Raw genomic sequence first — 14,231 nt, 5'->3', positions numbered from 1 at the left:
GAATGGTGCTCATCAAAAAAAATAATTCTGCTTTTTTGTAAATCTGTATCAATTTATTCTGCATCCGTTTTGAATTTTTTTTGTCCAAAAAACGGAATTAGTTTTAACTGAAACGAACTTGAAATTTATCTTTTCAGAAACAAAAAACACTTTGAAATGTTAAATTTTATACTTAATACTCTTCTGATAATTTTGGATGTTAAGACACGCTCAATTTAAACTCTATTTTTGCTTATTTCGACCTAAAAAAGCCTGAAATTGAGCAAAAATTATTGAAATCACAAAACAAACAAAGTGTTGATTTACAGCATAAAACCCTTGTCCTTAAACGCATTTTATGTTTCCTTACACTAAGGTACGCAAATAGGAAGATTCGGAAAATGGTTTTACTTTATAATTTACTGAATTTATAAAGTATAACGGGGAGATTTGGAGTAAATTTAGGAGTGAAAATGAGTCTTAAGCCTCTTTGCCTTTCTTATTTTGTAGAATATAAATTTGGCTTTTTATGGCTTCAATTTCTTTGTTTTTTCGTTTAATTATTACGTAGAAAAATAAAACAATTAGTGTTAAAATTAGAAGTAAAACGAGGAGTAAATAGTAAAATTTATTCGAGAGTTCGGAACGATTGGCTTTAGATTCTACTTCTTTAACACCTAATGATTCTCCGACAGAGATACGTTCTCTATCTTTAATTAGCTTTTGGACTTCAATAAATTTAAGCTGATTGATTGTAAATTTTTCCCAATCATTAACCGCTAGATAATTTTCGGCCAGCCCTTTGTATATTTCTTGATTTAAGATTAAGTCGTTCACTTCTGATGACAAGTTTAAAGCTTCATTTAATGCTTTAATTGCCTCAGTGTGTTTTCCTTCTAAAGTGTATACCTTTGCAGAACCTTTTAAGGCGAAAGCTACCAAACTCTTTGCATTTACGGCTTTGGCCATTCTAACCGATTCATTGAAGCATTGCAAAGCCAATTTATTTTTATTCAAAAGCAAATAACAGTTTCCTTTGTTGTAAAGGGCTATGCTTATTTTACTGGTTACTTCTAATTTATCTCCTTTTCTAAACTCGGCAATACCTTTATCTATATAATTGATTGCAATCATACAGCTCAACTTTTCTTTATAAATAAAGCCTCTAATCATATAATTTTTACCCAACTCAACATGTATAGAATCTTTGATAGGATATTCTGCAATAAGTTGTTCTGCCTGATCTAAATATTGCATGGCTTTATCATAAACTTTTAACTGATGGTATTGAATACCCGTTTTGTTTATGATATTAATTTTAAGCAATTTATCATTGGTTTGATCTAACAATTCAGACGCTTTGATTAGAAACTCCAGTGATTTTTCGTAGTCTCTTTTAGAGGAATAGGCATCAGATATTAATTTATATCCTTTTATTCTATACTCAATATTATCTTCATTATTTTTTACAATTTCACCACCTATTTTAATCGCTATATCGGGATTATTGTAAATTTCATTAGAAGTAACTTTAATAATACTATCAATCTTTTTTGAGTTTTGAGCATAGACAGAACAGACCATCAATAAATTGAAAATCGACAAGTACAATCCATATTTTATATTACCAACACTCATATTATTCTTCTTCTAGAAGGGTATTTTCTTTTTCTTGATTCAATAATTCTATAAACTTAACGGGTGAAATACCGGTTATGGATTTAAAAACTGTGGCAAAACTACTGTGAGAAGAAAAACCGCAGTTTTCGGCCAAATAACTAATCTTATAGTTGATAAAATTCGGGTCTGTCTTCAGTTTTTCTATGATATAATTAATCCTCAATTTATTGATATAGGTATTGAAATTAACGTTGTAATGGGTATTAATAATTTCTGACAAGTACTTGGTATTAGAGTCGAGCTGACCTGCTAAAACTGCTAATGAAATGTCTTTATTGATAAAGCGTTTAGAGCTTTCAAATTTCTTGAGTTTGTTAAGAATTTGCTCTTCCGTTTCCTTAAGGATGACATTCTTTTTGGGCTCGTGCTTTTTATCGGTTACACTAAAACTTTCCAAAAGATTACTTCTTGTAATTTCGATATAGCTTATAATCTCATCTAAACCCTTTTTGCGCTGCATTATTTTTTGCCAAAAGAAAAGACAAATCAGGATGATGACTAAGAACAAAGCCGATATCACATATAAAAAATTGATGTAATTTGATTTGTCTTTAGCATATTCGTCAGAATATTCGTCAGAAATAAGATTGTAAGTCGTGTTGATGGCTTCTTGTTCTTGGGCTTCAGTTTCAGTTTGAGCTTCAAAAAACTTAACATTAGTCGATTTATAATTGGCAATATCATTCAAGGCCAAATAACTGGCACTTTGCAATTGCATAATCTTTACTTGCAAAAAAAGATTATTTAACCTATTGGCGTACATCAAGGCTTCTTCAGACAAATCAATTACCTCTTTGTGCGCTTTTTTATAAAAAGATATACTCGCCAAACCATACAAAGCATCAATTTTAGAATAGGGATTGTCGCCACTTTGCTCATTTATCATAGCGATAGCAGAATCAAAATATTTTTTTGAAGTCTCTAAATCTGTTTTTTTTAAAAACAATTGCCCTAAGGTTATATTGAAATACAGCTTTATTTCTTTAAAGTCCTTGGGTATTTTAGGCAAAGTAGATTCTTGCTTTTTAAGCACATTAATGGCTTTTTCCGTTTGACCTTCTTTTAATAAAAACTGCGCTTTTTCTATGTCAATTGAAACCTTAGAATACAACTTCAACTGGTCATTTGTGATTTCACCAACGGTATTTTCTAAATTGGCTAAGACTTTTTTTGCCTGTTTATCCAAAGTCAATTCTCTTAACAGAATCACTTTATTGATTTCGATGCTTATCTTTTCCTCTTCACTCAAATACTCTTCGTAATTCTTTTCTTCGTAAAGAAAATTCAAAGCACTGCTGTAATCACCTTTTAACCTGTAAGCTTTAGAAATCAAAAAATTGACACGTGCTTTTTCTTTATTGGAAGTATTGGTTTTACTCAATAAATACTGAGCTATTTTAAGGGCTTGATCAGGATTAGAATTAATCAAACCCTCAATGTCTTCGGATAAGTGGTGTTTATTTAAAAAAGTTTGCGCATTAATCGTTGTATGGAAGAATCCAAAAAGTAAAATAAAGTAGAAACACCTGTTTATTTTAGCAAGACAATTCATGCTTTCCTAAGTTGCAATGCTAAGCATTAAACGCCCAACACTAGCAAATATATTGATTTATAAAGACAAAAGTAATATTTTAAAACGTTAAAATAAATCATAAAACCCACAAAAACACAATAAAATGGCAAAAAAAAACCTTCCCGAAAATTCGAGAAGGTTTTTAAATTAAAAAAAATACTTAGGAAATTCTACTATCTTTTTACTACACGAAGTGTTTTAACTTTAGACCCTTGTGTAATAATTACATTATAAATTCCGGAAGGATATCTGTTTCCAACTTGTAGCTCAGCAATAGCTGCAGTGCTAACTTCTTGTTTTTCAACTAATCTTCCTGTCATATCGTATACCATAACACTTACACTTTCTTCGCTTGTAGTAGTTAAACTCAAACTAAAGTTTTCACTGTAAGGGTTTGGATAAGCTACAACTGCAAATGGAGTTTTTACAACTTTCACGTCAGTTCTAGTTTCACATGATTGGTAATAAACTGTTACCGCTGCACTATAAACAACTGTACCACAACTGTTAGTAAATGAAGCTCTGTAATAGTTAGCACCTACTGCCGGATTGGCAATGGTATAAGTTGTACCTGTTTCTCCAGAAATATCACTAAATCCGGTTGTAGTTGAAGTAGTTGATGTTTGCCATTGGATAGCTCCTACATAACCTGCACCAATTGTTAATACTTTTGATGCATCTGTAGTACATAATGGTGCCACTAAAGTACCCGCTGGAGAAGTTACATTAGCAGTAACTGGCTTAGCAACTGGTTTTGCAACTACAGCTACTACTGCAATAGCACTAGTCTCTGTAGAACAAGCACCAATCGTTACTACAGTTCTATATGCTGTAGAAACGGTAAGATTTCCTGTTGGTAAAGTAGTAACATTTGAATTTGCTACTGCTGTCCATGTTGGTATAGCTGCTGTCCAATTAGTCGATTTTTGCCATGTAATTGTTCCTACTGCACCTGTCAAACTTAATGTTGTTCCGGTTGTTGGACAAACAGTTGAATTTGCGGCAGATATTGTACCTGCAACTGCATTGGTACCAATCAAGTATTGAACTACATTAGTATATACTGATGAACATGCTCCACTAGTAATTTTTGCTCTAAAATAAGTGTTAACTGCAAGGCTAGACACTATATAAGAAGTAGCTGTACCTGTAGAAGATGGCGTAGTAAACGCTGTAGTGTTATTTGGGTTGAAGAATGTTGGCACAAAGGCAACTGTTTTCCAATAAGGCACTGCTAAATAATTAACTCCGTCTGTAGAATATTCCCATTGAATTTTTCCTGTTTGACCTGCAACTTTTAATGTACCGCCACCGTCAACACAAACTGTCCCTCCACCGGTTACTGTACCAGCAACTGAAAGTGGATTAACTGTGATAGTTTTAACAGCACTTATTGCCATTGTACAAGATCCGCTGTAAACAACATTTCTAACATAGAATTTAGAAAGTGGAGCATAAGCAACATCGTTCATAGTAAATACTAATCCATTTTCACCGCTAACTGCTACGAAACCTGATGTTGAAGACGTAGTTGAAACTTCCCATTGATTTGAAGTTCCTGTGTAAGCCGCAGAAGTAAAAGTGATATCTCCACCTGTACAAACATTTGCAGATACAACGCTATTTGACGTAGCAGTAACTGCTCCGGCTTTAGCTACTTTACTAACTGTAATTTTTACTACAGCTGAAGTTGCTTGACAAGCTCCGTTAGAAACTAAAACTCTGTACCAAGTATCAACCGTTAAATTAGTTACTGTCAATTGATTTCCAACAACTCCTGTAGTTACTGTTGACCAAGTTGGTGAAGCAGTAGTATAGTTTGTTGATTTTTGCCAAGCAACTGTACCATTGTTCCCATTGATTGACATTGTAGTGCTATTAGAGAAAGGAACAACACTTCCTAATAAATTTGTAGCTCCAGCTGAGAAAGCACAAACAGTAACATCACCTCCACTAATTGTTCCCGCAACTGCAGGTAAACTTACTGTAATTTTAGTTGCTGCTCCATTAACTGAAGAACAAATACCATTAGAAGCCACTACTCTGAACCAAGTATCTTGAGTCAATACTCCTGAACTTAGAGTTTGTGCCGGATTAAGAGCTGATAATGCCGATTGAGCAATTACACCTCCAACATTTGAATAATTAATTCCATCAGTAGAAGATTGCCATTGAAGGTTTCCAATGCTTCCTGCAGCTAATGTTAAATTTACGCTACTACCTTGACAGGTTGTGTTTGCCGGAGATAAAGTAGCATTTGTTGAAGATTTTGCTGTAATGGCCGTGGCTTTAGACAAAACTGTTTGTTCTTGTAAAACAACAGTGTCAGAAGTCACATTTGTACAAATACCACCATTAATAATAACTCTATACTTCGTTCCAACAGCAGGAACTGAAGCAGTAGTTCTGGTAATATTTAAAGTAGCTGTAGTAGCTCCTGAATAATTTGCATTATTAGCTACTGCTGTCCAAGTAGTTCCTGTAGCAGTTTGTGTATACCATTGGTATGAAGCTCCTGTAGCTCCTGTAGCCGTTACAGCTATTGAAGCAGTAGCACCAACTTGTTTACAAACCATAGGATTAACCGGCTGAACTGTAATACCACAATTAGCATTTAAATCATGGCCCAAAGTACTTGCTTGAGTGTACCCTAAACTAACTCCAGGCGTACCTACCGGTGCAGTAGTTGAATATGAGTATGATGCTGCTCCTAGAGTTGCTCCATATGGGAAAGCATTAACTGCCGTATTGGTTTTACCGATATTATTAGGTTGTAACCACAATTGAGCATTAGAATTCTGAGTCCAACTCGCTGTATTTGTCAGTCGGTATCTACCAAAAGTATACGTTCCGTTAACAACATCAAATGCAGTATCTATTGTTAAGGGAGAAGCCGTAATTCTGATATGCCCTGCCGTAACGGTGCTTGGTGAAGCCGCATTGATCAATCCTGCAATTGCAGCACTTTTTCCGCCAATATAGGCACAAGAAACTGTACCACCATTTACAATAGCTGTATTGTAATTAATCCCTGCTGACATAGCAGACAATTTAACACCAGTAGCAGCAGCTCCTGTTCCATCTACCGTAAGCATAACATCAAATTCCATAGTCGTGGAAGTGGAAGTTACGTTTGCCAGACTCACTGTAAAGTGAGTCCCGGCAACTTGAGAAAATCCTGTTAAGGAAATCATCATTAAGCAAAGAAGCAATAAGCTCTTGCCTAAATTATTTTTTATAATTTTCATTTCTTTTGAATTTAAATTAATTATGGGTGATTAGAAAAGATAAAATTATCTGAATTCAGGAATAATATTGGGAAATCACCAACGTCAACCGTTCCGTCTCCGTTTAAGTCTGTATTAAAATATCCAGAAATAAAGTTGTCATTATCACTAAATAAAGCAGGGAAATCTCCCACATCAATACTTTCATCCTGATTGATATCTCCAGAATAGAATCCAAACACTCCAGAACCTAAGTTTTTCATATTACTACCATAAGCTTTGTTAGCCGCAGTAGAGAAATCATAAGTAGCAGTAGAAGTACCAAAAGCCTCGGCAGCAGCACTCCATGTTTGAATTGCATTTCTGTGTTTTACTGCAATGAAATAATTTCCAGCAGGAGCTACTAATTGAGCAGCAACAGTTCCATCAGTTTTTAATACCGCAGTTGTAGAAGATACCACCGCATAAGTTGAAGCGTCTCTTAATTCTACCGTAACATCATCAACATCTGTAGTACTTGTACCAACACCTTCATTAGCTTTTACAGCAGTCATTGCACCACCACCGATATAATATCCTTCGATGAATAATTTCAAGTTTTTAGTACAACCTACTGTAGCAATTACAGGAGTTCTTGTAGTAGACTCACAAATTTCATCATAAGTTAAATTATGGAAACAGTTAGTCGTATTAGCTGTAGTGACAATTGCATCATTAAGTGCAGATACATTACCTCTTAACACAAGCGAACCCGAAGTTGGATAAGTGATAGCACCTGTACTATTCCCTAAAGTATTAGTTGTTGAAGCCAAACCATAAGTAGCCACTAATCTATACCCTGTTCCTGCTGGAATATTGTAATCAAGTGTTACTACTTGAGAAACAGTACCAATAGTACCTGTGTTTAGAGTAGGTACAAAAATTACCGGAGTTGTTCCTGCAACCACATTACCGGTAGCATCGAATAAAGTAATGATGATTGATGTACGAGCAGCTGTATTTTTAGGATAAACCGTAACTGTTTTTAATTTTAATTTATTAGTTGCATCAAAAGCGATACCTTTAAATAAAGCTGTTGAAGCTGTAGTTCCTCCCCATGCAGCTGTATTAACTGAAGCCGATGAAGCTGAAGCTGAAGACACATAATAAGTAGTTGTAGTATTTACATTAGGACTGTAAGCAGTTCCTGTTGCTACTAAATTTCCACCTGTCGGTGCATCATACCAATTTAAGATTGAACTACCTGAGGTAGTTAAATTAGCCATTCCACTCACACAAATGGTATCCCCTGTTCCAGTAGCAACTGATTGCGTTACAGCTACAGCAACCGGAGTTGAAGTACCTGTACTTGAAGAACAAGTTACATTACATCTGTAAGAAGTATCAACAGCAGGAGTAGCTACATAAGTAGCAGCTGTAGCTCCTGAAACGTTTGTCCATGTTGTACCACCATTGGTAGAACTTTGCCATTGGTAAGTTACACCTGCTCCTGTTGTAGGAGTAGTTAAACTTAAGGTAATTGGTTGTCCTGAACAAGCTGTAGCAGAAGAAGCGATTGTCGCTCCCGGAGCCGGAGTACCGGTACAAGCAACACCATCAGAATAAGCAAAATTACCTAACATACCACCTGTTTGAGCAGTAGTTAAATTAATAGTATTAGGCGTTCCAGCTGTAAAAGTGATAGCAGAAGCCGGTGTAGCTACTACATCATAAGTTCCGTTGGCAGTAGCTGACTGAACAATAACATTGGAAGCATTAACATTAATATTAGGAAGAGCTCCCATTCTAACATTGTATCCTGTAAAGGTACCTGCACTACCAACTCTAGTAACTGCCCATCTTGTAGCGCTTAAGTTTGAACCAATAGCTGGATTTACTGTACCTGAATTAGTATCAAAAGCCTCAACCATTAATTCAACACCACCTGAAGAGGCAATTGAAATTGGAAGGAATTTACCATTTTTACCTACAGGGAATGATCTATATTGAGCTGTTGTAGAATCAAACTTATTAGAATGAACCGCCGGACCATCTATATAAGCTGTAGCACTTCCAGTTGGATATGTACCACCGTTTAGAGTAGCGTCCATAACGTCTGGATAATTCAAATAAATAGGATAAGCTGCAGAAGTATGAAGTATTCCGTTGGTCAAAGTAATCGTTGATGCTCTAAAATTAGGCACACTCAGCGTAACTCCGGCAGGGTTTGTATTATTAATTGCAAAAGAAGCAACAGACATATCCGGAACAAGTTTCCCGGTAAGTGCCCATTGGTTAGCATAGAAAGTACCCGAACCTGAAATAGTTTGTGGAAGTGACGTTGGTACTTCAACACCATTGATTCTGTTTCCAAGGTATAAACCACCTGAATTCCATTGTAAATTCATGGTACCGTTATTCACAATATTACCTCCAACATAAATACTAGTATTAGTTAATGTTCTTCTGAAAGCACTACCCGAAGTAATCGTGAAGTTATTCTGAACATTCATGTAGTAATTATTGTTCAAGTTATTACTACTGCTGGTCATGAATCTATTTGCGCCGTCAGGAGCATTAACCGTAAGGTTTCCAAGAGAAAATAATCCTGTGCTAAATCCTTGGAATTGACAGTTGAAACCGTTAGTCGTCACCGCTGGTTTTTGAGTTGAAAGACCATCACCAATTTGTAACGTGTGATTCAATCCTGCAGCATAATGATTTGGGTGTGAATAAATAAATGAACCGCTTGATGTAGTATTAAATGGATAAGCATTAAACACCATTGGGGTTGGAACTCCTGGTTGAATAGGATTTGAAAAGGAGATTTTCGCACCTTGAACATCTGTTATAACTGTACCAGTTAAAAGTCCTGTTCCAGATACGGGCATACCAATAAATAAACTAGAATTAGCAGCAGGTAAAATAACACTACTACCACCTACAGTCAATGCTGGCGTAGATAATGTCACCGCAGAAGTCGCAGGAGAAGTTGGTAAACCCGAAATAGGTTGTGATAAATTAATTTTTATATTAGAATTAGCAGCATCAAAACCTGCAATAACTAGAGAAACAATAGTAGTACCAGGCTGAATACCGGAACCAGTAATAGCTGAACCAACAGATAATAAAGGATTATTTGCATTAGGAGCAACAATTACAGAACTAGAACCATTTTGCATTGCTGAGAACGTTAACATAGTTCCAGTAGGAATTGCAGCTGTTGTCGGAGCGCTCAATGTTAGGGTGGTTGGTGGAGTAAATCCAATATTACCCGGAGTAACAACAGTAACTGTAGTGCCCGGAGCAATACCTGTTCCTGAAATAGTTTGCCCTACATAAAAGAAATTTGGATTAGCCATAACGACTGTGGTAGAAGCCGCCGCTGTAGCGCCTGTTGTATTCCAGTCAAAAGTCCCAGATGCAGAAGTTACCACATCAACACTTACTGCAGAGGTAACAGCAATTGGAGTACTTTCATTTACAAGGGGGTCAACAATCGTAATTGTACCACCTGTTAACGCTAACTTATCGGTTTCAATTTTGCATGAAGAACCGCCAAATGCAACTGAAGTCGCGGCATTACCGTTGTCATTAGAGTCAATGATGATTTCTCCACCTGATTGGTTAAAGAAACTATTACCTTTATATGCCACAAAACCATTTACCTTCAGAGTTCCCGAAGTCATAGTATGTGTTCCATAGTTATAAAACGCTGCATTGTTATTAGTACAACCTACAGTCATAACAGCACCATTATTTACTAAAGTACCGCCGGCATTAATAACTACTCCTTCAGCATTAGCTGTAGCAGTCACAGTAACCGTATGTCCTGAAGCAATAACAACATTGTTAGTACAGGTAGGTACTACACCACCAACCCAAGTTCCGGTAGAACCCCAAGAACCTGAAGCAGCAGAAGTAATCGCTGTAGCTGTATTTATTTTCGAACCATCGTTAACTCCTACGTAAACAGGAGCTGCAGTTAGGTTAGCCAACGTTAAACCATTTCTTATTACAAATGGTTGCGCTGTTCCTTCTTGATGTGTACCTGGTAGAGCTGCATTCAAATTCATTAATCGTGAAGAACCATTTGTAGCTTCATAAGCTCCATTGGCATATACCATTGCTCTATAAGTTCCCGATGCATTTGTATGAACAATTGATGGAGCAATTACTCCAGTTTCAGGTGTGCTGAAAGACCAATTTCCTCCATATCTGCTATTAATGGTATAAGCACCGTCAGCAATAGACAAACTGTTAGTAACAACATTTGAATCAGTATAAGTTACTGCTACTTCACCGGCAACTGTCGGACTAGCATCAGGCAATAAATACAGAGTTCTATCCATATTAGCACCACTAATAAACGGATACCAGTATGGTCTAGCATTATTATTTGTTCCTGGATATTCTGTACCAGTCTGTATGTTATAAGTATTGGCACTCTGTATATATCTTGACACTGTCCCGTCTGTAAAACCAGATCCAGGATTAACAAAAACATTTCCGGTTTGTCCAAAATTTCCAATGGTCAATCTCTGACCTGCAGAAACGCTTATTCTACCTGATGTTATTTCCAAACGACCGTTAATTATAGCGCTTGCATTAAAAATAACATTTGGAGAAGCTGTAGATGTATTTGCAACAAACAATTGATTTAATACACGAGCACGGTTTCCAAAACCGTTTATTCCTGTAGCACTACCTCCAATAAAACCACCTGCCTCAACAGTTACGGTTTGAAGAGTTGAACCATTTAAAGTTAATGCTCCATTATTTATAGAAGTACTATTGGTTGAAATATCTAATCTACACCCAGAAGCCCCAACATATACATCATGCCCAACTTTTGTGTTTTTACCATTAGTTCCACCATCATGACCATTATATCTGGCACCACTTCCTTGAATCAGTAAATCATTAGCAATTGTAAAATCATCAATAATATTACCTACAGCAAACTGCACTAATGCATTATTACCGGCAATAATCAAATCCTCAGCTCCAGAATATCTTGAGTCAATCATAACGGTTTCGGTTCCGTCAAGGACTACAACGTCTGCAGGTGTTGGTACTTTACCACCATCCCAAGTTGTAGTTTGTGACCAAAGTCCTGATTGTGCACAAGTAATTTCTTCAGGCACTCTTGAAACCAAAGAAATATTATCAATAGCTACCGGAGGAAGTGTTCCTGCCGAAGTACTATTAGTCCAAACAAAAATCAAACGGAAAGGAGTTCCCGCAAAAGATTTAGGAATAAATGCTGTTGTTTTAGTAGTAGCTACTTGTTGGTTAGGGTTGAAAGAAATCAATGTAGCACCAGGCCAATTTACACCATAAGTGTTTGGTGAAGTAACCTGGGTATCTGTACCAACCACTGTTTGTGAAATTGGAGCTACCCATACTTGCCATCCTCCACCAAAACTTGGAGGACATTTAACATCAAATGTCAATGTCATCGCTTTTTCAGCAGATGGAATGGTTGTAATATCCTTATAAAAATATACCGTTCTGTTGGTTGGATAACCTGAATATGAATTTGTAAATCCATTATCATTCGATATATAGGCAGCATTGCCTGTAATAGCAGAAGAAGTTGCACTAAAAACCATTGTTTGGGCAGTAAGCACTGATCCGTTCAATGAAGCTTTTGATAATCCCAATGCAGTTCCATTAATACTGGCTACATAAGTACCTGCATCTATAAAACCAGCTACAGGAGCAATCGCCATCCCAACTGATATATTAGGATTAGCCGCTGATAAAGTAACCGAATAGGTATTAACCGCTACTGAAGCATTGGTAGTTTGAGTTGTACCTACACTGATACCCCCTGAAAACATTCCGAAACCTAAAGTAACTCCCGAAGCACTAGCCGTAGCATTTTGCGACAAAGTTAAAGTAGTACCAGAAATACTTTGAACGAAAGTATTGGCAACAATACCTGAACCATAAACGATTTGGCCGGGAGCTATTAAGGCATTCGCAGCCGTCAAAGTTACTGTTGCTGAAGCATTTGTTGTTGTCCCCACCGATGTAAACCCGGAAGCAGCTGATCCAACTGCCCATTTTACAGGACTAACGCCTTCATTGGCAACAGTCCAACCATTAGCAGCAAAAGAACTGCCGAGATTAAACCCTCCGTCCGTAGCCGGATTGATAATGGTCGTTTGTGCTTGTATACCGGTTGCGGCAAACAGTAGCATCAAAACCAACCATGCAAAACCAAATGATTTTGGTTTTTGTCCAATGTGATTCCCATCAGAAGACGAAGAATGCGACAAAGAACTTTTCAAAAAGTAATTGATAAACATAATTATTTGAATTGGTTAATAAATTGTTGTTGTGGAAGTAAAACTATTATTTATACCCATACAAAAAAAAAGTAGCCTTTCTAATTTAATGAATTTTAAAAGTCATTTGATGCTCTAAAGCCCTGTAAATAAAGGAAAATCAAAAAAAATAAATGTTAAAATCAGTAACGTTCAAATTAGGTTTTAAACACTTTTTCAGACTTCAAACCATAAAAAAACCACTAACAATGTTAGTGGTTTTCTTTCATTTATTTCAAAACCCAAATTGAAATAAGTACTAATCCTTTTTAATCACTTTTACAACCTTAACTTTACCGTTTGATTCTACTTTTACAAAGTAAGTTGCTGACGGTAATGATGATAAATCTATTGTCACTTCTTCAAAGTTAGGTTTTTCTTCTAAAATAACCTGTCCTAATACATTCATAAGAACAACAGTTGAAATATTTTCTGTGTACTTAATATTAAACATACCTGAAGTTGGATTAGGATAAACCATGAAGTTGGCATCATCAAATCCATTAACACCTAAGGCCACTGTAACTGTAACTGCAAAAGGCAAACTCGGGCATCCCGAAGAAACATTAACCGCATAATAAGTTGCACCATCTGTTAATACTGTTGTAACAGCTAAAGGATTCACTTGATTCTGAGCATCAGCCAAAGAGGCATACCAAATTACGGTTGTCGGACTCACCACTAAATCCTCCAAAGTAGCCTCGTTTAAATCATTAACCGATACTGTTTGAGTTGAAGAACCTGTCGGAGTTGCCGCTGAGTTGATAGTTAAATTCAAAGTTTCTGTATGACAATCTACTAACGAAGTATAAGTGCCCGAAGCCGTATAAGTCGCTCCGTTTACCGACCAGGTATAAGTGTCACAAGCCGAAGCCGTAGTGGTATTTGAAGTACTTGGCGTGATAGTCAAATTCAAAGTTTCTGTATGACAATCTACTACCGAAGTATAAGTACCCGAAGCCGTATAAGTCGCTCCGTTTACCGACCATGTATAAGTGTCACAAGCGGAAGCTGTAGTGGTATTTGAAGTGCTTGGTGTAATAGTCAAATTCAAAGTTTCAGTATGACAATCTACTACCGAAGTATAAGTGCCCGAAGCCGTATAAGTTGCTCCGTTTACCGACCATGTATAAGTATCACAAGCCGAAGCGGTAGTGGTATTTGAAGTACTTGGTGTAATGGTTAAATTCAAAGTTTCGGTATGACAATCTACTACCGAAGTATAAGTGCCCGAAGCCGTATAAGTTGCTCCGTTTACCGACCATGTATAAGTATCACAAGCCGAAGCGGTAGTGGTATTTGAAGTACTTGGTGTAATGGTTAAATTCAAAGTTTCGGTATGACAATCTACTACCGAAGTATAAGTGCCCGAAGCCGTATAAGTTGCTCCGTTTACCGACCATGTATAAGTATCACAAGCCGAAGCGGTAGTGGTATTTGAAGTACTTGGTGTAATGG

Annotated in this window: 5 protein-coding genes; all 5 read right to left on the bottom strand. The window is 36.5% G+C overall.

Annotated elements, in window-relative coordinates; all coding sequences use genetic code 11:
- Positions 1-459: 459 nt before the first annotated feature.
- A complete protein-coding gene (locus ACK4HO_RS09475) occupies positions 460-1,617 on the bottom strand; it encodes a tetratricopeptide repeat protein (RefSeq protein WP_409665209.1) in 1,158 nt (385 codons plus the stop codon).
- A gap of 1 nt (position 1,618) precedes the next feature.
- Entirely contained in the window at positions 1,619-3,211 is a 1,593-nt protein-coding gene (locus ACK4HO_RS09470; protein ID WP_409665207.1) for a helix-turn-helix domain-containing protein, read from the bottom strand.
- A gap of 194 nt (positions 3,212-3,405) precedes the next feature.
- The gene (locus ACK4HO_RS09465; RefSeq protein ID WP_409665205.1) at positions 3,406-6,480 is read right to left on the bottom strand and encodes a T9SS type A sorting domain-containing protein; all 3,075 of its coding nucleotides are present in this window, start codon (positions 6,478-6,480) and stop codon (positions 3,406-3,408) included.
- A 20-nt stretch (positions 6,481-6,500) separates the two neighbouring features.
- Positions 6,501-12,755 carry a beta strand repeat-containing protein gene (locus ACK4HO_RS09460; RefSeq protein WP_409665203.1) on the bottom strand — a complete coding sequence of 2,085 codons (6,255 nt, stop codon included), beginning with the start codon at positions 12,753-12,755 and terminating at the stop codon, positions 6,501-6,503.
- A gap of 277 nt (positions 12,756-13,032) precedes the next feature.
- On the bottom strand, positions 13,033-14,231 hold a 1,199-nt coding region (locus ACK4HO_RS09455; protein WP_409665202.1), incomplete at its 5' end, for a T9SS type A sorting domain-containing protein.

Origin of the sequence: Flavobacterium sp. (genome assembly GCF_046296355.1) — a bacterium.
Classification (GTDB): domain Bacteria; phylum Bacteroidota; class Bacteroidia; order Flavobacteriales; family Flavobacteriaceae; genus Flavobacterium.
Note: the sequence above shows the minus strand (reverse complement) of the source record. Positions and strands in the feature narration are given on the sequence as shown.